General features: G+C 41.4%; 14 protein-coding genes, 1 tRNA gene and 1 pseudogene. 6 read left to right on the top strand and 10 right to left on the bottom strand.

The window, feature by feature from the left end:
* From IQ246_RS00645 to IQ246_RS00625, 6 genes and pseudogenes are all read right to left on the bottom strand, one after another.
* Window positions 1-5,796 (bottom strand): type I polyketide synthase, encoded by a 5,796-nt coding sequence (locus IQ246_RS00645; protein WP_193999147.1) that lies wholly within the window; start codon window positions 5,794-5,796, stop codon window positions 1-3.
* Window position 5,797: 1 nt separating this feature from the next.
* Window positions 5,798-9,019, bottom strand: a complete 3,222-nt coding sequence (locus IQ246_RS00640) for a type I polyketide synthase (RefSeq protein ID WP_193999145.1) — start codon at window positions 9,017-9,019, stop codon at window positions 5,798-5,800.
* An 887-nt stretch (window positions 9,020-9,906) separates the two neighbouring features.
* Window positions 9,907-10,079 (bottom strand): annotated as a pseudogene (locus tag IQ246_RS30080) (IS1634 family transposase); the annotation flags it as partial.
* 86 nt (window positions 10,080-10,165) lie between these two features.
* On the bottom strand, window positions 10,166-11,452 hold the full coding sequence (locus tag IQ246_RS00635) for a dihydroorotase (protein WP_193999126.1): 1,287 nt from the start codon (window positions 11,450-11,452) through the stop codon (window positions 10,166-10,168).
* Window positions 11,453-11,539: 87 nt separating this feature from the next.
* A complete protein-coding gene (locus tag IQ246_RS00630; RefSeq protein ID WP_193999124.1) occupies window positions 11,540-12,892 on the bottom strand; it encodes a histidine phosphatase family protein in 1,353 nt (450 codons plus the stop codon).
* Window positions 12,893-13,100: 208 nt separating this feature from the next.
* Window positions 13,101-13,454 carry a hypothetical protein gene (locus tag IQ246_RS00625; protein ID WP_193999122.1) on the bottom strand — a complete coding sequence of 118 codons (354 nt, stop codon included), beginning with the start codon at window positions 13,452-13,454 and terminating at the stop codon, window positions 13,101-13,103.
* 675 nt (window positions 13,455-14,129) lie between these two features.
* Here IQ246_RS00625 and IQ246_RS00620 point away from each other — a divergent pair.
* Window positions 14,130-14,372, top strand: a complete 243-nt coding sequence (locus IQ246_RS00620; RefSeq protein ID WP_193999120.1) for a hypothetical protein — start codon at window positions 14,130-14,132, stop codon at window positions 14,370-14,372.
* An 87-nt stretch (window positions 14,373-14,459) separates the two neighbouring features.
* Entirely contained in the window at window positions 14,460-14,975 is a 516-nt protein-coding gene (locus IQ246_RS31145) for a hypothetical protein (RefSeq protein ID WP_339379179.1), read from the top strand.
* A 61-nt stretch (window positions 14,976-15,036) separates the two neighbouring features.
* On the opposite strand, the gene IQ246_RS00610 is transcribed toward IQ246_RS31145, so the two are convergent.
* Together IQ246_RS00610 and IQ246_RS00605 are read right to left on the bottom strand one after the other, a co-directional pair.
* Window positions 15,037-15,819: an RNA methyltransferase gene (locus IQ246_RS00610; protein ID WP_193999118.1), complete on the bottom strand. Its 783-nt coding sequence runs from the start codon at window positions 15,817-15,819 to the stop codon at window positions 15,037-15,039.
* Window positions 15,820-15,887: 68 nt separating this feature from the next.
* A tRNA-Leu gene (locus tag IQ246_RS00605) sits at window positions 15,888-15,969 on the bottom strand.
* 83 nt (window positions 15,970-16,052) lie between these two features.
* On the opposite strand from IQ246_RS00605, the gene IQ246_RS00600 reads away from it, so the two are divergent.
* The 3 genes from IQ246_RS00600 to IQ246_RS00590 all read left to right on the top strand — a co-directional run bounded on the left by IQ246_RS00600 (window position 16,053) and on the right by IQ246_RS00590 (window position 18,718).
* Window positions 16,053-16,244 (top strand): hypothetical protein, encoded by a 192-nt coding sequence (locus tag IQ246_RS00600; RefSeq protein ID WP_193999116.1) that lies wholly within the window; start codon window positions 16,053-16,055, stop codon window positions 16,242-16,244.
* A 109-nt stretch (window positions 16,245-16,353) separates the two neighbouring features.
* Window positions 16,354-17,733 (top strand): UDP-N-acetylglucosamine 1-carboxyvinyltransferase, encoded by a 1,380-nt coding sequence (murA, locus tag IQ246_RS00595; protein WP_193999198.1) that lies wholly within the window; start codon window positions 16,354-16,356, stop codon window positions 17,731-17,733.
* Window positions 17,734-17,842: 109 nt separating this feature from the next.
* Complete coding sequence (locus IQ246_RS00590) at window positions 17,843-18,718, top strand: M48 family metallopeptidase (RefSeq protein WP_193999114.1); 876 nt, start codon at window positions 17,843-17,845, stop codon at window positions 18,716-18,718.
* 267 nt (window positions 18,719-18,985) lie between these two features.
* Here IQ246_RS00590 and IQ246_RS00585 read toward each other — a convergent pair whose 3' ends face one another.
* Window positions 18,986-20,161 carry a glycosyltransferase gene (locus IQ246_RS00585; RefSeq protein WP_193999112.1) on the bottom strand — a complete coding sequence of 392 codons (1,176 nt, stop codon included), beginning with the start codon at window positions 20,159-20,161 and terminating at the stop codon, window positions 18,986-18,988.
* Window positions 20,162-20,226: 65 nt separating this feature from the next.
* A complete protein-coding gene (locus tag IQ246_RS00580) occupies window positions 20,227-21,396 on the bottom strand; it encodes a glycosyltransferase family 4 protein (RefSeq protein ID WP_193999110.1) in 1,170 nt (389 codons plus the stop codon).
* Between the two features lie 978 nt (window positions 21,397-22,374).
* Between IQ246_RS00580 and IQ246_RS00575 the strand changes: the two genes are divergently transcribed.
* Complete coding sequence (locus IQ246_RS00575; RefSeq protein WP_193999108.1) at window positions 22,375-24,597, top strand: hypothetical protein; 2,223 nt, start codon at window positions 22,375-22,377, stop codon at window positions 24,595-24,597.
* The last annotated feature ends 298 nt before the right edge of the window (window positions 24,598-24,895 follow it).

The following is a 24,895-nucleotide window of genomic DNA, read 5'->3' as shown; positions in this document are numbered from 1 at the left end:
TCATACCTCCTTATTGAGTAAGTTTTGTATCTGTTGTAATTTGGCTGCGATCGCGTATGTATCTGGCTCTTGGGAGGTTGGTTTCTCACCAGAAACATTTGCTAGCGGTTGTTGCTTACCATTGTCAGAAATCTTCTCCGTCGCTTCTAGTTTTCCTGCCAAAACATCTGTGGTTAAATACTCAGCCAGAGACTCAATATTGGAGTATTCAAACAAAATTGTTGCAGAAACAGCACAACTCAAACTGGTTTGTAGCAAATTCCTTAACTCTAAAGCCAGCAAAGAATCCATCCCGATATCAAAAAATCCTAGCTGTGGGTCTAGCATTTGAGAGTCAGGGAATCCTAGTAACTTACCCACAACACCTTGGAGGTAATTCGTCATTAGTTGGAGGCGATCGCTTGCTTTGGCTGCTTTGAGTTGTGCCAAAAACTCACTGGTTTTAGTTTCTTGGGCTACAGACTGCGAACCAATAAATGCTGACAACACTGGCATCTTCATCTCTGTCGGCAATTGTGTCACAAACACAGACCAGTTCACAGGAAACACCCCTACTGAGGTCGCCGATTCTCCCAACAACCGATCCAAAATTTGTAACCCTTGCTCTGGAGGAATACTACTCATACCCAGAGAACGAATCCGGTTCTGGAACTGATCTGCCAAACGGGCTGCCATACCCCCTTCTCCCCAAGCGCCCCAGTTGACGCTCAATCCTGGTAAACCCAGCGATCGCCGATGATCAGCCAAGCCATCCAGAAAAGCGTTCGCCGCTGCATAATTACCTTGACCAGCTGAACCTAATAAAGATGCTGCTGAGGAGAAACAGACAAAGAAGTCCAATGGCAACTCTTGGGTTAATTGGTGCAGATGCCATCCGCCTTGAATTTTCGGAGCCATCACTTTTGTAAACCGTTCCCAGTTCATCTGCTGTAAAACCCCATCATCCAAAACTCCTGCGGCATGAATCACACCTCGCAATGGTGGTAGGGATGCGTTCACCTGTGCCAAAATACTAGCTGCATCTTGTTTGACAGAGATATCACCTAACAGCACAGAGACTTCCACTCCGGCTTTTTCTAGTTGGGTGATGGTTTGTTGTGCTGTTTGTGAGGGTTGGCGACGCCCACTCAGTACCAAATGTTTAGCGCCCTTATCCGCCAGCCACTGAGCCAATTGTAATCCCAGAGCACCCAATCCACCAGTAATCAGGTAACTACCTTCAGGAACAATGGTGATCTCTGGCTGTGGTTCAGTGGTTGTCTGTCGGCGCACCAGTCGCGCTACCCGACGTTCTCCATGACGGTAAGCAATCTGGTTTTCGTCGTCTTTTGAGATGAGTTCTTGATGTAGCCACCTCACCATTTCTTCGGCTTTGCTGTTCAATTCCAAGTCGAGTAATCGACATTGCAATTCTGGATGTTCCAAAGCTACTACCCGGCCTAATCCCCACACTGGTGTTTGTTGCACTTGCACTGCTTCCCGGTCTGTACCCGCACTCATCGCACCTTGGGTCACTACCCACAGAGGTGCTACCTGCTGCTGTTGTATCTGTACCAAGGCTTGCACCAGATGTAGCAGACTGGCACAACCATGTTCTATGGCTGTTTCTAACTGACTGTTAGTTGTTGGCACAGTCCACAGATGAACAATTCCCTGGAATTGTGAGTTTTGAGCAGTGATTTCACCCAACAGACGTTTAAATTCTTCTGGAACAGTGGGGTTGAGTTGGTAGTGTTTTTTGTCTATCTGCTGATAACTTAAACCAGGAGATACTAAAATACATCCTTCACCCAATTTTTTCACTAATCCTTCCGCCACAGCACCTGGTTCTATAAACACCAACCAGTTCCCTGTAGTCTGTTCTGGAAGAATTGATGATTTCTGGGGTTGCCATTCTAGTTCGTAGAGCCAACGCTGTGGTGTTACCTCTGAGTAAGACGACAACTGAGCTAACATTTGTTGATTCCACTCAGCTATTTTCTCTTTAGATAACTGCTGTTGCTTTTGAGCTGTTAGCAACACATAGCTGGCTATTCCCTTGCTGAGAACTTTCCCTAATTGATAGTAGGATTTGAACCCTGCTTTGACGTTTTCGTCACGATTTTTTTGATACAACTGTTCCAAACGTTGCTCAAAGTCTGCGTCGTACAAAAAGTTAGATATTTCTGGGCTTACATCAATAGCTGCGACTAACTGTAGTTGATGTTCAGATAGTAGCTCTACCCATTCCGATTTGGTAATAAAGTAGGAAGATGTTTCCTGATGATCGATGGTAAATTCGCTGTTAGAGATGAAGTCTGCCAACACTAAATATCCCTGTTGGTTCAAATGATTGCCAATATTCGTAAATAATGATTTTTTATCTAGAATATGGTGGGCTACCTCAAACCCGAATACCAAATCATACTGTTCGGGAAACTCATCTTTGGCACTATCTCGATTAAATATTTTTACCCGCCCTTGGAGTTGATTTTCTTCAACTTTTGTGCTGCCAAGTTTGGCTTGTTCGCTGGAAATCGTGTAGCCATTCAATTGCAGATGCTCATGTTTTTTGGCTAGCTGAATTAAATCCGAAGCGTATCCGCAGCCAAAGTCTAAAACTTTTTGACAAGCTGAGAAATTTACTTGAGCAAACAATAATTTTCTCAACTCTTTTTGAGAATCAACAATCATCTGACGTGATTTTTCTTGATTCGGCTCTGTGAGACATTTAATCCAAGAAAAATCAGGAACTTTTTCTGGAAATAAACCAAAGGTTAAGAATGCTGATTCCGAGTGGGCATCTGCTTGATTTCCAGCTTGCTCTTGACCCAAAATTGCTACGGCATTGTAATATTCGTGAACTATACCCCCTTTGAATTCCAGATAATTTTGCTGCCGTTTCACCAAAAGTCCGAGTAGCTTTGGCAGTAATTCTCGCTCTTGTTCGCTCAGTTCTCCTGCCAGTTCTAATTCCTTAGCTAACCCCTCGGTTGCACCTTGGTTGAGCAATTGGACAATTGGTGTAGAGACAGTTTGATCTTTGTTGTCTGCTACTTCCCGCCAATAGCGTTGCTTTTGAAACGGATAGGTTGGTAGTGTCACTTTGCGACGGGGATAATCACAGTCAAATCCTGACCAGTCTACTCCTAGTCCTTGTGTGTATAGTTGCCCTAAACTTGAGAGTATTTGTTGCCAATCTTCTTGAGGGGGACGTAATGAAGGCAGCCAGGTGCCGACCTCTTCTGGTAGACATTGACGACCCATTCCCAGGAGTATTGGCTTTGGTCCAATTTCTAGGAACAGTTTATATCCTTCCCAATGCAGAGTTTGCATACTCTGAGCAAAATGCACGGGTTGTCGGACATGGTTCACCCAATATTCCGGGGTGGCGATTTTTTCTGTTGCCTGTTGTCCGGTGACATTAGAAATTAGGGGGATTCGAGGCTGATTGTAGGTAACTTCTTTGGCGACAGCTTCAAACTCCGCTAGCATCGGTTCCATCAGCGGGGAGTGGAAAGCATGGGAGACTTGTAGGGGTTTGGTCGTGATGCCCATTTCTGCCAAACTGCGACCAATTTCTTGGATTGCTTCACCAACACCGGAAATCACAATGCTGTTGGGGCCATTGATGGCTGCGATCGCTACCTTGGCTGTATAAGAGGCAATTACTTCTCGTACCTGCAACTCTGATGCCAACACAGATACCATCTCTCCGCCACTAGGCAACTGCTGCATTAATCTTCCCCTAGTCGCAATCAGTCTCAGTCCTTCTTCTAGGCTGAATACTCCTGCTACAGTTGCTGCCACATATTCCCCTACACTATGACCCATGACCACATCGGGTTTGATGCCCCAAGATTGCCACAACTGAGCCAAAGCATATTCTATTGCAAACAGGGCAGGTTGAGTGTAGGCAGTTTGATCTAGAACTGAGGAATTTTCTGCAAGTGCTGTTGACTGTGGATATAGCACTGACAACAAAGGCTTCTCTAGGTAGGGTCGCAGAATTTCATCACATTTATCTAGGGTTTGACGAAAAGTGGGTTGAGTTTGGTATAGTTGCCAACCCATATTTACATACTGGCTACCCTGACCTGTAAACAGAAAAGCTACTTTGGGTGAACTCGTGCTGTTAGAGATTTGACCAGAAAATAGTCCGGTAACCTCCTGACCTGCTGTCAGATTGCTGAGTTTGGTAGCTAGTTCAGCTTTGTCGGAGGTAATGATTGCTAGTCGATGATTGAAATGAGAGCGCCCTGTATTTGCAGTGTTACAGATGTCTTCTAGCTCTAATTCTGGATAATTTTCCAGATGATGGGCATAACTAGCAACTAATTCTTCTAGAGCCTTTGGAGTTTTTGCTGAGAGAGATAATATATGTAATTTACGCTCTAAAGATTTTTGAAGTTGGACTTGTTCTGGCGCTTCTTCCAAGATTATATGCACGTTTGTCCCACTAATCCCGAAGGCACTGATACCTGCAATCCTGGGCTGATTGCCTACATTCCAGGGAATTGCTGAAGTAGGAACTACCAGAGGAAGTTGATGCCAAGGAATGTGGGGATTGGGTTTGTTTAGGTGCAAATGGGGCGGTATTTCTTGATTCTGAAGCGATAAAACCACCTTAATCAAACCTGAAATTCCTGCTGCTGCTTCCAAATGCCCAAAATTGGTTTTTACTGAACCAACTACCAAGGGTTGATTTATGGGGCGGTTTTTGCCATAAACTGCTGCCAAAGACTCTAACTCAATGGGGTCTCCAAGGGATGTTCCTGTCCCGTGAGCTTCCACATAACTCACCTGATTGGGCTCCACTCTCGCATTTTGTAGTGCTTGCTGAATCACTTCTTTCTGAGCTATTTTGTTGGGAACTGTCAGACCGCTGCTAGGTCCGTCATGGTTAACAGCAGAACCTCGAATCACCGCTAAAATTGCATCTCCATCGGCTATAGCATCCGAAAGACGCTTCAGGACTACCATCCCACATCCTTCTCCCTGTCCATAACCATCTGCCGAAACATCAAATGTTTTGCAGCGTCCATCTGGAGCTAAGGCTTTCAATTGGCAACGACCGATAGTGCTAAGAGGCCATAAAATCAGATTGACTCCACCGGCGAGGGCGAGATTGGATTCTTTAGAACGCAAACTTTGGCAAGCTAGATGTACAGTTAGTAATGAAGAGGAACAGGCTGTATCTAGCTGAATATTTGGTCCTTGTAAGCCCAGGAAGTGAGAAATGCGACCTACAGCCATGCTGCGGGCATTACCCGTGCCAGAATGACTATCAAATAAGTGGAGCTTTTCCAGATTCGTAAACCGTTGTGCATAGTCGTCTGTACAAATGCCCACATATACGCCTGTTTGGCTATTTCTGAGTTTTGTTGGTGTTTGCCCGGCATTTTCCAGGGCTTCCCAGGTAACTTCTAAAAGCAGTCTTTGTTGGGGGTCTAAACTCACTGCTTCTCTAGGGGAAATACCAAAAAATAAGGGGTCGAACTGGTCTACTTGTTGGATGAAGCCACCTTGTTTGGTGTAGGTTTTCCCAGGAGTGTTGGGGTTTGGATCGTAGAAGGCATCAACATCCCATCGGCCAGGTGGAACTTCTGTTACACCATCAATACCTTCATGTAATAAACGCCAAAATGAGTCAGGGTCATTTGCATTACCTGGAAATCGGCAACCTAAACCAATAATCGCGATTGGTTCAGTTTTTTCTTTATTGACTGCTTCAAGTCTAGTTCGCATCTCTTTGATAGTTTGAAGCACTTGTTGGGAAGAAACAACTTGTTGTTCTGTCTCTGAATTATTGGTCATATTATATTTCCTGGTTAAGTAGAAGTTGAATTTCTTTAAGTTCATCTTGAAGAGCCGTCGCAATTAATTCCTCTTTAATGGCATTCGCGATCGCATCTTCACATAGTGGTTTAAGTTCACTATCAACAACAGGTTGTTGATGCTCATAGTTATCTATCTCAATTTTTTCCTCAAATTCCCCTACAAAAATCTTATTTATTAAATACTTAGCAAGCTGTTGAATATTAAAATGTTCAAACAATGTTGTGACTGAAATAGAACAACCCAAACTGGTCTCTAAGATATTCCTGAGTTCCAGCATCGTCGAATAGTTCATGCCCATATCAAAGAATCCTAACTGTAAATCTGGGCTTTGGGAGTCATGAAATTCTAACAATTTACCAACCACTCCTTGCAAGTAATGTATTATTAACTGCTGGTGTTCTCTCTGGGGAGTTTTCTCAAGTTGTTGTAAAATGCTTAGGCATTGTTCTGAAGATTCAGGATCATCTGAATGCTGATTAATTAAAATCTTTAGCAGTTTAGGCAGCAATTTTTGCTCTTCTTCGGTCAATTTTTCCGCAAGATTCAAATCTTGAACTAGCCCTTCTGAATTAAATTGATTCAGTAGGTTAACAATTCGACTTGAGCTATTTTCTCGGATATCTTTTTGATGTCCATTTTCAGATGTTTCCAACCAATAGCGTTGTCTTTGAAATGGATAAGTAGGCAGTGCTACTTTGCGACGGGAATAATCTTGGTCAAACCCTGACCAATCAACCTTCACCCCTTTCATATACAACTGCCCTAAACTAGAGAGCATCTGTTGCCAATCTTTTTGCCCTGGGTGTAATGAAGGCAACCAGATACCCACTTCTTCTGGCAAACATTGACTATCCATATCCAGAAGTATTGGCTTTGGTCCGATTTCTAAGAACAGTTTATATCCTTCTCGATGCAGGGTTTGCATACTCTCTACAAAATGCACAGGTTGATGGATATCGTTCATCCAGTATTCTGGAGTAGCAATTTTGTCTGTTACCTGTTGTCCAGTTACACAAGAAATTAGGGGGATTCGCGGCTGACTGTAGGTTATTTCTTTGGCTACAGCTTCAAACTCTCCTGAGATAGATTCCATTAGCCTTGCCCTAGTGGCAATCAGTTTCAGTCCATCTTCTAGGCTGAGGACTCCTGCTACGGTTGCTGCCACATATTCGCCGACACCATAACCCATGACCACATCTGGTTTGATGCCCCAAGATTGCCACAACTGAGCTAAGCCATATTCTATTGCAAACAGAGCTGGTTGAGTGTATGTGGTTCGCTCTAAAAGTGAGGAATTTTCTGCAAGTGCTGTTGACTGTGGATATAGCACGGACAACAAGGGTTTTTCTATATAAGCTCGCAAAATTTGGTCGCATTTCTCCAAAGTTTGACGAAACCTGGGTTGAGTTTGGTATAATTGCCAACCCATATTTACATACTGAGAACCCTCACCCGTAAAGATAAAACCTACTTTTGGACTTTCGCCTCTTACTTGTCCTCTCACCAGTCCATTTGTTTGATTAACCTTGAGGGAAACTTCCAGTTGTTTCTGTAATTCAACGTTAGATTCAGCTACTACAGCTAATCTTTGTTCAAAATGGGCACGCCCTGTATTAGCTGTAAAGCAAATATTTGCTATTGATGCTTCTTGATGTAACCGCAAATATCCTTGATATTTTTTTACCAGTTCCGTTAAAGCTGTCTCATTCTTTGCCGAAAGAGTCAAGATGTGTAAGGGACGCTCAAATTCTACCTTCTGAGTTTTTGGTTCTGGTGCCTCTTCAATAACCACGTGAGCATTCACACCCCCAACCCCAAATGAGCTTACACCTGCTCGCCGAGGTATGACTTCTCCATCTGGCGTTTTTAACTGCTGCCATTCTTGAGTTTCAGAAACTATATAAAAGGGGCTATTATCTAAGTCAATACGTGGATTTAATTGCTGAAAATTTAGAATCTTGGGCAATTTTTTCTGCTTCATTGCTAACAGGACTTTGATCACCCCAGCAATTCCTGCTGCTCCTTCCAAATGTCCAATATTGGTTTTAACTGTCCCCACACCACAATAATTTTTTTCAGATTTAGGCAGTTTATAATCTTGATATAGTTGTCTAAACCCTCTTTTCAGGGCATTAATTTCAATTGGGTCTCCTAAGGGAGTACCAGTGCCATGAGCTTCAATATAAGAAACTGTATTAGGAGCAACATTGGCTTTGCTATACGCAGCACGCACCACTTGGGCTTGGGCATAAATATTGGGAGAAGTCAGAGTTCGTGATTTTCCACTATGATTGACAGCACTTCCTCTAATCACACCATAAATATGATCTTGATCCTCAATAGCTTTCGCCAGAGGTTTTAATAATATTATCCCTGCTCCTTCCCCACGTACATAACCATCTGCATCACTATCAAAAGTTCGGCACTGTCCTGTGGGGGACAACATCCCTAATTTACTCATTTGGATGTATATTCTTGGCGTATTCAAAATACTAATTCCACCCACCAGTGCTATTTCACATTCCTTTTCTTTAAGAGCATTAATAGCCAGATGGAGCGCTACGAGTGAACTGGAGCAAGCTGTGTCTATAGGAACACTCGGACCACGAAAATCAAAGAAGTAAGAAATTCGGTTAGGAATCATGCAAGTCCAAGTTCCTGTTGCAATATGCCCCTCTATGTTTTCTTGATCCTGGTTCATTACAAGGATTGAATCGTAATTACAAGCTCCAATAAAAACACCAACTGGGCTTCTTGACAGTTGAGATGGTGAATATCCAGCATCTTCTAAACAAGACCAACTCAACTCAAGCATGATTCTCTGCTGCGGGTCGAGCATTTTAGCTTCACGAGGGGAGATACCAAAAAATTGAGCATCGAACTCGTCTGAAGCTTCAATCAGTCCAGACCACTTACTAATACTTTTATTTCGCTCTTGAGGATTGGGAGAATAATACTTCTGGACATCCCATCTCTGGGAAGCAATTTCGCTGATGCTATTGACTCCTGCTTCCAGGTTGAGCCAAAATTGTTCGTAGTCATTAGCTCCGGGAAAGCGACAACCAATGCCTATGATAGCGATCGCTTCACTCTTGTGGTGCGCTCTGTCTTCGATTTGGGTGCTTGCTTGCTTTTTGACTTCAACTTCTTCTTGGCTGGAAGAAAAGTCCTCTTTATCTGGTTGGGAATTTTGATTCATCTCAAAACTTCACTGTGGTGCGGAAACCTTAAGTCTTTCAATATAGGTCTTTCAATAAAGGAGGAAGCAGGAAACGAGCGTTTTAATCGCTGTCTAGCTATGGGGAACGAGTTGTCAGATTTCAATTGACAATCCAGAAAAAAATATTAACTGATTCAATGTTAAAGCTTCTTAAATCAAGGCTTTCAAACTATTTGCCATCAAATTTACAGATAATAATATTGTTTGCAATTTTTACTCTAGTATAAAAAACAAGTTTAGCATAGCACTTAACATCATCTTGTAAATGCAAGGACATACACACACCAAAATATAGCTTGAAACCACTTTGGTAAAAAATTACACTTCATTCATAACCCACATTCAGCACTTCAACTTGAAGTATAAAAAATAACAGTTAAGCTCAACGCGAAAAGTTGGGATAATTAAGAGAATAATTCTGAATTAATATGATCAAGGACGAGAAATAATCAAACATCAAAAATTGGACTCATAAAGGAGGTTATTTAAGCATTAAACCCCGTCTATTTTGAAACCTGGAGTTTTTAAGGAGAGTGTATTATTCTCTTGTGGCTTGAGTTCTGAGCTTTACTCTAATTCCAAAAAACTATGGTTTTCAAGGTAGACGCGGTTTAAAAATTGGAGGAGCCATAAATTTTCCTTCGGATATCGATCAACTTTTATCGAGTCAGGCAGTCTTGCTGAGGGCAGCTTTGCTGGAGGAAAACTGCCCTCTGTAACAGCCTGCGACCAAACGGGTCTTGGGTTTAAGACCCCGACCAAATTAAAAATTTGGTCGCTCTTATTCAGGAGGAGTCTGAATCCCCTTCTGAGGTAAAACCTCCTGCCTCCTGCCTCCTTCAATCACTCTCCAAACGTTGTTTAGATTAAAATAGGAGATAATATTTTTGACAAAATGATGGCAGATAATCCAATATGAAATGACGTTATGACCAATTTGATTAATACCATTTAAAGTCAAAATATGAATACCTTGAAAACATTGAAATACCCATCTTAATATTGGACAATTCGTTAACTTTCCTAGTTGATTTTTGATTCTTCATTAACCCATCTTAACCCACAGTAAAATCTGTAAACTGTCTTTTATAAGGCTATCGAGAAGAGACATTTAAGTAATCGAAACTAACACCAAGTTTGTACAACACGACCTTGTAACTGTTGTCCTAACCAAGGTGTATTATTAGAAAGTGTGTACAGATTTTTCCTTTCGACTTTCCAGGTTTCTTGAGGATTAAATAGAGTGAGTTCTGCTAATTGATTGGAAGTAATTGCACTCACTTTCTGACCCAAACATTTTGCCGGTCGAGTGCTCAAAGCTTGCCATAATTCTAAAGCTGTAAATTCCCCAGTTTCTACCAGATATTGCCATAACAGCGGCAATGCTAATTCTAAACCAATTGCTCCTGGTGGCGCTTCGGCGAAGGCTTGGACTTTTTCCTCGTAGGTGTAGGGTGTATGGTCAATAGCGATCGCATCCACAATACCCGCACGCACCCCCGCACGCAATCCTGCTACATCACCGGGATTGCCTAAAGGTGGGTCTAAATGCAAGCTAGTATGATAACTTTTAACCGCTTTTGTATCCAATAAAAGGTGCATCCAAGTAGTGCTGGCGGTGATGGGTAATCCAGCGGCTTTTGCTGAGGCGATCAGTTCCACACTGCGAGTTGTAGAGACACGCATGATGTGTACTGGTGTACTTGTAGCTGACACCAATTCTAACAAAGCAGCGATCGCAGTAGTTTCAGCGCTGGCGGGTATAGGTGGTAAACCGAGACGAAGTGCTTGTGAGCCTTCTCTGATGACTCCGTTTGCTGTTAATTGGCGATCGCTAGGCCAAAATGCTACTGGTTTGCTCAACGGCTGGAGATATTCCAACACCCGCCGCACCAACGCCAAATTTTCCCAAGGTAAACCATCACTAAAACCAACAACTCCAGCATTTCCTAACTCTGCCAATTCCGTCATTTGCTTTCCAGCAACATCCAGAGTAACAGCACCCCAAATGTAAAGATGGGGGGAGCGGGAAAGGGAGGGATGGGGGGAATGTTTCTCCCACTCTTCCACTCTCTTTTTCTGCAACTGCGCCACCAAAGCCGGGTTATCGATGGATGGAGATGTATCAGGTAAAATGCTAACTCTAGTAAAACCGCCAGCAGCAGCAGCTTGCAACAGAGACAACAGAGTTTCCCGTTCTTCAAACCCCGGTTCACCAGAGTGGCTATATAAATCCACTAACCCAGGCCCAAGAACTAATCCTCGACAATCTCTGATTTGGGTATCGGGAATAATGTCAGAAATGTGCGTGGCGATCGCTTGGATTTCACCATCAGCAATTAGCACATCAGCTATTTGATCAGTTCCAGAAACTGGGTCAATCACTCGTACTTGTTGCAGCAGTTCAGTCATAACAGTTATTAGTTATCAGTTAGGAGATGAGAGTTAAGATTACAAGTTATTTACTCTTTGCTCCCGCCTCCTGACTCCTCACTTTTTTTACAATGCCCCAGCTGCTGTTTTATCTAGTACACCTCCACCCAAGTGAGTGGTGATGTTCATCGCTTGCAATACTGGTAAACCATTTATACCAGATGGGTAGTCAATAACACTGACTGCTCCATTACCCTGGCGAAAATTCCAGAAATTTTCTAGTGATAAACCGAGAACATAACAAAGCAAGGTTTTGTTAGTAGCGTCGTGAGCTACTACTAATAAAGTTTTGAGTTGATTAGTTGATGCTGCTTCCACGATTGATTGCCAAGCGGCGACGCTGCGATCCCACACATGTTGCAAATTTTCTCCTTCCGGCATTTGGACTTCTGTTGGTACTGTGCGCCAGCGGTGCAATTCACCTGGAAACTCTTGCTCTATTTCTGTTTCCAATTTTCCTTCCCAGAGTCCGTGACCGATTTCTCTTAAACCATCTTGTAATTCCAACTCTACACTAGGATGGTGTTTTAGGATAATCTCTGCTGTTTCTTTAGGACGCAGCATTGGGCTACTCACTGCAAAATCAATCGCTATCTCTTGGAGGAATTCACCTGTTTTCTGCGACTGTTGTCTACCATTGTCGTTGAGGGGAACATCAATTTGTCCTTGAAACCTGGTTTGGCGATTCCATTCAGTTTCCCCGTGACGTACCAGCAACAATCTTATTCCTTGGTGATCTGGTCGTAATGAAGGTAGAGTTTCTCCAGTGTGTTGTGTTTGATTCAAAGACTCTAGCTGGACTGGTTCCCCCAATCCCCCAGAAAAATTTAGTACGGTAATACCGCAGTTAGATTGCTGTAATGAATGATAGCGACTTGGGGGAATATTCAGCGCTGTACTAATGAGAGCGCGATTAATGCCGTTATGTCCGACTATGAGAATGGTTTGATCTTGATGGCGAGGCAAAATTTCTTGCCAAAATTGCTCTGCCTGTTTGTACAAAGCCAGGACGGGAAAATGCTCTTTTGTTCCCTCTGCGTCTTTCAAAAGCATCCGCAGTTCATGAGGGCGTTCATGCCAGGTGCGGTAGTCTTCGGCAAACTTCTCCTTGACATCAGCAGTAATCATTGCTTCCCACAAAGGGAGATCAATTTCCAGCAGATGATCACAAGCTTGGGGGACAGTAGACTGTCCAGAATGAGTCGCTAACTCACTGTGGATAATATCTGCTGTGTGTTTTGCTCGCTGTAAGGGACTACTGTAAATCGCATTAAAGAAAATATTGCTGAGGGCTTTGCCTACTTTACTGGCATCGTTACGACCTTTTTCTGTTAATTTCGACGCATCAGTGCGCCCCTGAATACGCCGCTCGGTGTTATAGCCGCTTTGACCGTGGCGCACAATGATGACACGAGTCATCTATCTTGCCCTCCTCTATCTAAAGGACTAATTTTACTGCAAAATGTCTGCACAATTATCTAGTAGATAGATTTGGTATTTGAATCTAGTAGAAGCGTTGCAATGCAACGTCTCTATACTGCGTTTGTCTCCGTATAACATGCATATTTTTTTACAGTTTATTAAATCGGCATAACATGACTACTTATCCGTCAATCTTTATACCTAATTACTCATTGCCTAGATCCAACTGCAATCTCACTCCTTGATTATCGTCCCCAGATTCAACTGGTACTAGAAAAACAGAATTGTCTGGCAGTGATGGTGATTCGTTGAGACGTAATTTAACTGGAGTAGCATTATCTCTTCGGTTATTGATAAAGTTGCTTCCTAGATTATTTGGCTCAAAAAACATGAGGAAGTCATCTTGTGTTGTTTTACTCTCAATTCCGTTTAGAGAATTACCAGTTGTTTTGTATTGTACTGTGTTTGAGTTTGACTCTGGTGATTGTGCATACACCGAGTTTCCAAAGCTTGCAAAGATCAGCATCATCCCTAAGGAAGCAATAGTTTTGGTGTTCATTTGTTTTATCCAAGTTCTATTTATATTGCTTGGCTTTAATTCTATAAGCAAATTATTTTGGTAAACTCTATCATCAGGCTCGATGTAAAAACAATTGTATTTCGTATATACGTAGGTTGTCAATGATGGCTGTTTTGTCTTTGGTCAATTAAATAGACAAAATCCAATTTAAAAAATGTAGCGAATAATGCAAAAAGCCAATATTTTCTTGCCAAAACTTTAAAATGACTAATTCTATTTGTGAGCAGCTATTCTTAGGGTTATTCAGTTTTAAATTAGATAATCAATAGAACTTTTTTCTACAATTAAGACGTAAGTAAAGCAATTCCAATTGAGTTGTGGAATGTTAGCAGGGAAGGCAGAGAAGGAATTATCAATTTATTCAAAAGTTATTTTGCCAGTTTTGCGGGATATCTGATTGAAGTGGTTTTTTTGCTAGGGCTAGTAGGCGATGGAGTGGGTGAGTGGGGGAGTGGGGGAAGAAAGAAAATAATTAATAACCGTTAACTCTTGGTTGATTTTGCTGTCAAGCCTTTTAGTGTGTAAAGTTGATAAAGCAGTACCTAGTTTTTTGCAAATAGCTACGAATATGATGTTATGTATGCCAAATTCAAAGCTCTAGTAACTGCAAATTTAAGATTACGCTATAAAATTTAAGATTCTTAAGCCAAGATTATGGAGCAAAGTCAGCAAACACATCGCCACGCCGCCGCAAAAGATTTTTTTCAGTCACTCGATCAATTGGAGGATATTTTGCAAGAGAATCCGGCTGAGGATGAAAAAACACCAGAATTGCATACTGATAGTGTCAGTGATCCCGAACTAGTGGAAAATTTGGCAGAAATTGATCTAGCGGCTTTTGAAGACGCAGTTGCTGACATTGAACAATATCTGGAAGAAAAAACAAAATCCAAATAGGGGTTTAAAATTGTGACTTAAATTCTACCAATATATAGACAAACTTTTTGGTCAAAGTATCCTGAAAAGTATTTAGGTAAGCCCAAAATGCCTGGATACAAGCATAAAGAGCGTGGTAGAAATATTGTCATTTATCCAATAGATGCAATATCTAAACCATCTCTAACCAAAGGAATTATCAAGCTCTCTCAAACTAATATTGAGTTTCCAAGCAGGGCTAAAAATGTAGACCCTTCGGGTTCGGCAGTCCCCCATCGACGGGAACCGCCAAGACGGGGGCTGCCTCACCAAGTAAGGATTGTTCCGAAGCTTGACCACTATGTTATTACTGAGGAAAGTTACACGAGTATTGCCAGTGCTTTAGATGGTGATACCTTGCCTGTTTACAAGACCAAAAAAGATACCAAACCTGTGTTTAGTGGTAAAAGAATTAAACGTGGTCTATACAAAACGAACACTGGCAGAATCATTAATGCTGATACAAACGGAAGTATAAATATAGCCAGAAAAGTAATCCCAAATTTTCTGGATGGGATAGTGGCACTGCCGTTTGTGCCTGTAGTTTTAGGTCTTTGGACTAAGATTACAAACGTAGCTGTCTAGATTTGTCTACTCTTGGGTAGTTTTGTCCAGATCCCTCCGAACGGTAAAAAGTTATAATCTATTACTTGGCAAATATTTGTCGCTGGGCTTCGTATAACATCAAAGCGGCAGCGATCGCTACATTCAAAGATTCTACTCCTGGACTTAGGGGAATTTTTACTTGTTTGTCTGCGATCGCTGCTAAATCTGCCGATAAACCAGCACCTTCGTTACCCAATAAAATCAGAGTGGGTTTTTGCCAGTCTACTTCCCAATAAGTCAAGGTTGCACTGGGCAAAGTTGCAACTACTTGCATTCCTGCTTGCTGGCTTTCTTGGACTGTAGCTTTTAAATCTTCAGTTACCGCCGTTGCTAAGCGAAACCACTGCCCAGCAGAAGCGCGTAAAACTTTTGGGTTGTCGAGATCTACACTATCTTCAGTTATCCATAACCCCGATGCTCCAGCCGCAGCCGCAGTGCGAATCATCGTACCCAAGTTGCCTGGATCTTGCACAGTTTCTAAAGCTAGGACTATACCAGTAAATGGCACTTGAGTTTGGCGAGTATCCCGCTTTGCCGTTGCAACTACACCATCTGGTTGTACTGTGGTTGCGATCGCCTGCAAAACTTCTTCACTGACAATTTCTGCGCGATCGCACCGACTCAGAGCCTTTTGCCATAGTGAGGGATGGGCTATTTGCCAATTTGGGGTACAAAATACAGTTACTAGCGGGTAATTAACCGCACAAGCTTCCTCTAACAGATGCGTCCCTTCTAGTAAAAATAACTGCTGCTTTTGCCGCTCTTTGGTAGAGTGCAGTTTGCGGATTTGTTTTACTAGGGAATTCTGTAAACTGGTTAACACGATTTTAGGTTTTGGATTTAAGATTTTAGATTAATTCAAAATCGGCAATCTAAAATCCAAAATTGATATGCGGAACCCGGGACTTGAACCCGGAAGCCTTGCGGCACTAGAACCTGAATCTAGCGCGTCTGCCAATTCCGCCAGTTCCGCTGGTATTTGAGCGACAATTTTTTATTATTACTAAATTATTGGCATTTGTCAAGATACTGCTGTCCATAATCGGGGCATGGGGCATGGGAAAGAAGCTATCAATGCCCTATACGCTCAGTACAAGTGCCCAAAGCGGCGGGGCGACTATTCCTCTACAGACACCTGGGGATGGATTTTCCCGTCGCTTACACCCATTTAATATGAAATTTGCCAATGTCCATAAGGCTGAATGCGACGTGTTTTCAGCCGTCAGTTTACACTTAAGAAACCATTGAGCAATGCAAGATGTAGTTTCCAAATTGTGGACAAATTGAATCTTTACTGTAGAATCAAAACCAACTTCAAACCTTGTAATTATGTATTTATTTTTTTGGAGGTAGGTTTATTAATTCTTCTAGCAGCTTACCAGATGCCAAATTTACTCCAGAGGCAGACTCCTCAGTCTTGCAAATTTGGGGTGGGCATCCTTTGCGAGGTCATGTAAAAATTAGTGGAGCAAAAAATTCAGCACTGGTGATCATGGCTGGAACCTTGCTATGTTCAGGAGATTGTCGCATCCGCAATGTTCCTTTATTGGCTGACGTAGACCGAATGGGTCAGGTTTTATCGGCTTTGGGTATTCGCTTAACACGACACGGCGACATCTTAGATATTAATGCCAGCGAAATTACAACATCAAAAGCTCCCTACCAACTAGTTACCCAACTACGGGCAAGTTTTTTTGCCATTGGGCCGATTCTGGCACGACTAGGAGTAGCACAGATGCCTTTACCGGGCGGTTGTGCAATTGGGGCTAGACCAGTTGATTTGCATGTCCGAGGACTGCAAGCAATGGGAGCCGAGGTGCAGATTGAACATGGCATTTGTAATGCTTATGTTCCTGGTAGCAGTAACAGATTAAAAGGAGCCAAGATTTATCTGGACACTCCCAGCGTGGGAGCAACGGAAACTTTGATGATGGCGGCTACTTTAGCAGATGGTGAAACGATCATCGAAAATGCTGCACGAGAGCCAGAGGTAGTTGATCTGGCGAATTTTTGTAACGCGATGGGAGCAAAGATTCAAGGTGCAGGGACGAGTACGATTACAATCGTTGGCGTTCCTAAGTTGCATTCCATAGATTACACAATTATTCCCGATCGCATTGAAACAGGAACATTTCTGGTTGCTGGTGCTATCACTCGCTCAGAACTTACCCTGTCGCCAGTGCTACCAGAGCATTTGATTCCAGTGATTGCCAAGCTGCGGGAAATTGGAGTAACGATAATTGAGGAATCGCCGAACTGCTTACGCATCCTACCTGCGGAAACTTTCAAGGCAACGGACATTGAAACTTTGCCCCATCCAGGCTTTCCCACAGATATGCAAGCACCATTTATGGCTTTGCTAACATTGGCTGAAGGTGACAGCCTAATCAACGAATCTGTGTTTGAAAACCGCTTGCGTCATGCCTCAGAACTAAATCGTTTAGGAGCAGACATTCGCGTTAAAGGCAACGCAGCCTTTGTGCGAGGAGTGAAGATGTTGTCTGGCGCACCAGTATTAGGCACAGACTTGCGGGCATCAGCAGCGTTAGTCTTAGCAGGACTGGCAGCTGAAGGACAAACTACAGTTCAGGGATTGCACCACCTTGATCGCGGCTATGATCGATTTGATATGAAGTTACAGCAATTAGGAGCTAGAATCCTGCGTGTGGGAGATGTACCAGCAGATACAGAATTAGCTTCCAATAGCAGTAATCCCCCAGCATCGATTTCGACTTAGTGGTTAGGTGGGCAATGCCCACCCTACTTAATCGTTATACTATCTGTGGGAGGTTGTTTTAGATAAACAGCCAGATTCCACAGTTGCGTTTTTTATAGCTTGCTGCACCATGTCCTTTTTTAAAACCCCGCTGATTGGTTTAAAAGCCGACTCATTTCGTCACCCATTAGATCTGGAAGCTACCAAAACTCTCAAGCAGATACCAGGCATAGACATGATGGTACGAAACTGGCTTGGGCCAATGGCAGAGCAGGTTTTTTATGTGGAAAATATTGCCTCCAGCATTTTGGTGGGTGAAAAACAACTGCCCGATTTACACAAGTTGTTATTAGAAGCTTGCAAAATTCTGGATATAGAGCCACCTCAGTTGTATGTCCGGCAACATCCGGCTCCTAATGCCTACACCTTTGCTGTCAGGGGTAAACAGCCTTTTATTGTGCTGCACACCTCGCTGATTGATATTCTGACACCAGAAGAAATACAGGCAGTAATTGCCCATGAATTGGGGCATCTCAAGTGTGACCACAGCGTTTATTTGACGCCTGTAAATTTATTAATATTAGCAGCAGCAATTGTGCCTAATGTCGGAACCTTCCTGGCCCAAGCGATACAAGCACAACTTTTAGAATGGGTACGCTGTGCTGAGTTTACCTGCGATCGCGCCGCTTTATTAGCAACTCAAGACCCCAAAGTTGTCATGTCAGTGTTGATGAAATTGGCTGGTGGTTCTCCAATCTTGGCACCGCAACTTAATCTGGATGCCTTTGTTGATCAAGCTCGCGCTTACGATGATATCAGCAAGACTGAACTAGGTGAAATGGTTAAGGTAGCCCGCACAGCCCAATTAACCCATCCAGTACCAGTGCTGCGAGCGCGAGAAATTGACCGCTGGGCTAGTAGCACAGAATATCAATCTTTATTGCAAGGTCAAGAAACAAAATATACTGAGGAAATCTCACCCAAAGGTGGATGGCGCAACTGGTAGACTTACTAGAACTTTGCTTGTAAGGTAGGCATTGTAATACCCACCCTACTATGGTGTATTCTATCGATTTTGATTTGATATTTATTTACAAACCAAGATGTAAAAATAACAAGAGATTTAGCCTCTAGAGCATCGATTCAATAATCGCAAAAACCCGATTTATTTTAGGTAAAACGACCAATTATCGTTGACTGTAGAGACGTTGCATTGCAACGTCTCTACAGTTGCATTGCAACGTCTCTACGAAATAATCGGTTTTTCTCGCCCCTATCTTGAATACTGAATCGGTGTTCTAGGCTTATCTAAACCATATTGGGACAACAGTTGAGCGATTTGCTGATTAATAGTTGTTACATCAAAACGCTGACTAGCGATCGCCTGAGCATTATTAGCCATAGTTGCAGTTGTTTCTACCTCCTGAAGACAGGTTGTAATCACTTGTGCAAGTTCTTGGGGTTTTCCTGGTGTCACTAGAAAACCATTGATCCCATGTTCTACTAATTCTATTGCACCCCCAGCTTTTGCTGCTACTACAGGGCGTCCGCATAGCATCGCCTCAATAATTACTCTACCAAATGGTTCTGGGGCGGTGGAGGTATGTGCCACTAATTCACAAGCGCCCATTAACTGGGGAATATCTGAACGAAATCCTAAAAATTTAACACGGTTTTCTAAGCCCATTTCAGCAATTTGTTGATGCAACTGTTGGACATAATCATGTTCGCCAAATAATGCATCACCAACTAAAAGTGCTGTCACCTGTGGCGGACACTCAGCAAGTGCAGTAATTAAAATATGTTGCCCTTTCCAAGGTGCAAGACGGCTAAAGTGTCCGACTACAAATTGCCCTTCTAATCCTAACTGTTGCTTTAATTGCTTAATATCAGATTTGCTAGTTTGATATATTTTTGGTTCAAAGCCGTTATAAACAACTTTGATAATATCTGGGTTTCCTCCCGCTTGTACAAAGGCTGTTTTACTAGCTTGAGAATTGGCAATTACTAATGATGCAAAACGATTAGCTAGATTAATAGCAATGCGAAGGTTAGTTTGGCTGAAATGTTCTATAGAAAGAATATCATGTAAATGATAAACCAGAGGACGGCGAGTGAAGAAACTAGCCAATGCTCCTACAACTAATGCTTTTTGGGTGTTGGCATAAATCAAATCGTATTTACTAGCTATTTTTACTACTTTAGTAATGAGAGGTACAATTTGCTCCAGACTCTTTAATCCTTGAGCCAAACTGCTTTCTTTGCGAACCTGGATTGCTTGATTAGCGAGAACTTCTACCGGGATATGGTTTTGCTCTAGTAATTTTCTAAAAGACCCATCCGCAAATAGTCCGACAAGAGCGCGATCGCGATATGGTTTAGCAATATCTATTAAACATAATTCTGCACCACCTGGTTTACCACTTTGGTCTAAAAAAAGAATTTTCATATCATCTCCTATTAGTACCCCATTTTCAATTTATTATCTAGATTGGAGAGCTAAATCACATTTATTTAAGCTAATAGAATATTCCGTACTTCCTGGGCAATTTTATTCCAGTCGTAGTGTGTAGTAGCGTATTGACGACAGGCTTCTCGTGAAGGTATGGGTATATTTCCCAAAAGGACATTTTCTAATTTTTCTGTGATACTTGAAGCTTCAATAGAAGTAGTAATTAAATCTGGGGAAAAGGCTTCTAAAATTTCCGGCATTCCTCCAACTGGAGTACACATAACGGGAGTACCACAGGCTAAAGATTCAACTATTGCTAATCCAAATCCTTCAAAAGATTGACTGGGCATAACTGTTAAATCAGCAGCTTGGTAAGCTATAGGTAACTGCTCATCAGGGATGAAACCTAAAAATTTAACGTTATCATCTAGCCCTAATTCTGTTGCTTGTTGTTGTAGTGTAGCTTGTATGTGACCACGACCTGCGATCGCCAGCCAAATATCTGGAATTCTCGGCTTAATTGTCGCCATAGCTTCCAATAATTTATCAAGTCCTACTCGATGTACTAAACGGCGAGATGTAAACAAGATACGGCGATTACTGGGCCAACCTAGCTGTATTCGAGCTTCTTGAGGTGATAAGTTGGTTTGAAATTTGCTAAGATCCACTCCACCGGGAATAACATGAATTTTACTCCACGGAATTTGATATTGTTGATGTAAAATTTTGCCAAATGCTTTACTAAGAACAATAAAGCGATCGCAGCAATTATAAGTGCTTTGTTCTATTAGCCAATGCTTAAGAACAATACTCAGTCTTTTATTAACAACCTCTTGTTGACTCTCAGAAGCCCAAGGGCCATGAAAGTTAAACGTAATTGGTACTCCTTTAGGCAAAAGGTCTAAAATTGGAAAACTGTATAATGCAAAATGCAGATTAATAGCATCTGGTTTACTAACTCTTGTTTTCTTGAAATTAGTGCGAATTGACCATAGACGTTGCCAAATAGCACTATCAGGAGAAGCGAGGTTAGTCAGCTTGATTGGCAAATTTTGTTCAGCTTCTGGTAGACCAACTCCACATAATTCAACCTGGTCTTGATTAGCTGCTAATTTATGAGTTAGTTCATAAATATACCTTTCTAAACCTCCGGGTGTTTGAGGAAACCATCCTAATCCTAGAGTTAGAATTGATGCAGATGCTGAATCAAAACTTTCTTTGTTACTTTTCAAAAACGTGTCCTCTATAATCTATTGAGCGTGAGTCAATTTACTTTTGCACCAAGCTCAACCGCCTTTTTTAAATTCAGTAGTGTTTCCTGCTATTCTATGCATTATCCACATTTTTAAAGTTATCTTCCATACAGATTTAATTTTTATTTATGGATAAATTAGAAATTTAACTTATTAAAATTCAATTTGCACATACATTAGAAAAAAGATTTTATTTTTTCAAAGGACACTACTTTATAAACTATTTATATTTTTCTGTCAACAAGGCAATTCAAACATCTATTTTGTTAAAAAAATAACATTGATCATGATGTATATGATACTTGCCGAATAATTGTATATCTAAGCTTTTACAATACTCTTAGGCTTTTTACCTATAAGAATCAACCTTAATCTTAAAAATTCAATTTGGATAAAAGCAATTGAAATGCAAACAATTTTGTATTAATATTTACCAATAGCATTATTAAAAAGTAAATATTAATACCTCAACATTTTTTGCTTATAACTATTAGCATAACCTTGAAAAGTTGGTGTGGTTTTCATAAAGTTTTGGTAAAAGCAAAATTATTCATACCAATTGTTTGTTATTTATATATGTGTACTGTTAAATAGATAGTAAATAATTAGGTTTTCAAAATCCTTCTTTATTACTTAGATAATTGTAAGTAGACGGGTGCAAATAGTTATAACAGTACAACTTGGTCAATAATCTCTACGTCAGCATTGATATTATCAGGGCTTTAAATATTATACAGTGGTACTGATTTGCATCAGCATACTTAATAACACATATAATTAGTCAATACACATTTGAAAAATGCAGGTGTGGCAGAAAAATATACATTAAACTTGTGATATTTAGCTGTTAATTACTAATTTATATGCAGTGATGTATATACAGTCAATCAAAACAATGTTTTTTTGGAATTCCAGAAATAATGATCGTTCAAAAGAAATTATAAGCTGAGGAATTTTATGAAAAACAAATTACTGCCACAGTTAGGTAAATTCTGTCAAAAGCTCAATCAGCGCATCAAGAAGCTATCTCAAACTAGACATTGGCACAAGAGCAAAATTTTCAACTTTTTACTGAGTCTAACTGTTGGAGTAATTGTTACTTCCATTGGGATTACAACAGATTGGGCTACAACAGGAACATCTGCACTCACGTACAAAACATCTTGGATAGGTAATACTTTTGGTAGTGGAAACCTGCGGGTACAAAACAATATAGAAGCAATGTATGTTGCTGCCGATGGCACAGTCTATACTAACAGCCATTGGGATGAAGCTGGAACAGAAGCAGAAATATATAAAGATGGCAAAGTAATTAGTGCTATTGGTGATACTCACGGCTGGAGTCGTAGTGGTGGTAAAGCCGTGACTGTAAATAGTAAATATATTTACATTGCCATGATTCAAGGTGCAATGGGTGAGACAAAAGAGGATTATCCTGCTGAAGGAACAAATTGGTACTGCGTCAGACGTTACGACTTATCTGGGAAACCTGCACCATTTCCTGAAGGGCGTGGCTGGGATAAAAGTATGTTAATCACCAGCACTAAAAGTGAAGTCACTGGATTAGCGACTGCGGGAAGCGAGTTGTATGTGAGTGATTTTGCTAGCGATCGCATTCGTGTTTACAATACTGACACGATGAAAGAACTTCGCAGCTTTAGCGTTGCTCGTCCGGGAGCGATAACTGTTGATAGACAAGAAAATCTGTGGATTATTCAAAGCGAAAATAGTAGTAACTCTGCCAAGATTCTGCATTATTCTCAGACTGGAAAGCAATTGCCTCAACAGATTACAGATGTTATCGAACCAACAGCGATCGCACTTGATAATCAAGGTAGGTTGTTAGTGGCAGAAAATGGGCCACGTCAACAAATGTTGACTTACGACATCAAAGATAAACCAGTACAGGTGAGTAGTTTCGGTCGAAAAGGCGGTATTTATGCAGGTATTCCGGGTGAAGTTCAAGATTTGAAACTTTATGGTCTTACCGGAGTAGGTACAGATAGCTCAGGTAATATCTATATAAATAGTAATGGTTTTAACAAATCTGGGACGGATTTACGGAAATTCTCACCATCGGGAAAACTGTTGTGGCAATTACTAGGATTGATATTTGTTGATAATGCTGATGCTGATCCTAAAACTGATGGTATAGACGTATTCACCAAGCACGAACACTATTTGATGGATTACAGTCAGCCTGCTGGTAAGCAATGGACTTATAAGAGCTATACTTTAAACGCTGTCAAATATCCTCAAGATCCCCGATTGCATACATCACCAGATGGAACCTTTGTTCGTCGCATCAAAGGTAAGCCCTTTTTGTTCCTCACAAATATGTATGGCAGCTTTCTGCAAATATATCGTTTCAATCAAGCTACAGATGGCAAAATTGCCATACCATCTGGGATGTTTGTAGGTACTAATGGCGAAGATAAAAAATCGATTGGGGGAACTTGGCCACCACAACAACCGGAAAAAGGAGAGTGGATATGGCGGGATAGTAACGGCAATGGGACGTTTGAAAAAAATGAGTATGATGGTAGCAAAGATTATCCCTTCATCGGCGGCTGGTGGGTAGACAGCAAAGGAGATGTTTGGAAAACCTTACGAACTCAAGATGGTACTGGCATTAGACATTATCCTTTACAAGGAATAGATACCAAGGGTAATCCCATCTATTCTTATAGTTCGATGCAAAAGCAAACCACTCCGAAGATATTTACAGATTTGCGGCGGATCGAATATTTCCCAGAAACAGATACTATGTATTTGTCAGGCTTCACAGAAGATCATCCTGCGATCGGTGATGATAACGGAGTCGTTGGTTCTGAAATTGCACGTTTTGACAATTGGAGCCAAGGAAATCGCACTCCCCGTTATCGGATTGTGATTCCACACGATACTACTGGCAAACGTGAAGTGTCCACAGCTGCTATGAGTGTAGCTGGAGAATATGTATTCGCCGTGACAATGAAAACGGCGGAGGTATACGTCTACAACATAGCAACGGGAACGCAAGTACAAAAGCTAAAACCCGGCCCAGAAGTTGGAGGTGAGAGTGGCTGGATTGATATACCTTATGGTATCCGCGCTTTTCGGCGTTCAAAGGGTGAGCACCTAGTGTTTGTAGAAGAAGATTGGAAAGGAAAAGTGATTATGTATAGGCTGATGGGGTAAGCAAGTAGGGGCAATTGATGAATTGCCCCTACAACAGATGTGGTTCCAATACATGAAAAGTGCTATAAGTTGACACCAATACATTGCAATGCCTATCATACAAGCTTTGCATAGAAAAATAATTTTTAATTTAAAAAATTATTAATTAATATTTTATACAGCAGATTTCAGGTATATGAAGTACATAAATAAAACCCGAAACCCTGTAGAGACGTTACATGTAACGTCTCTATGTATGATTCATGAAAATGCTAACTGCTGGAAATTAAAAATTCGAGGATTTTATCAATAAAAATAC

This window comes from aff. Roholtiella sp. LEGE 12411 (assembly GCF_015206995.1).
Classification (GTDB): Bacteria; Cyanobacteriota; Cyanobacteriia; order Cyanobacteriales; family Nostocaceae; genus Komarekiella.
This window is presented reverse-complemented; position numbering and strand designations above follow the sequence as displayed.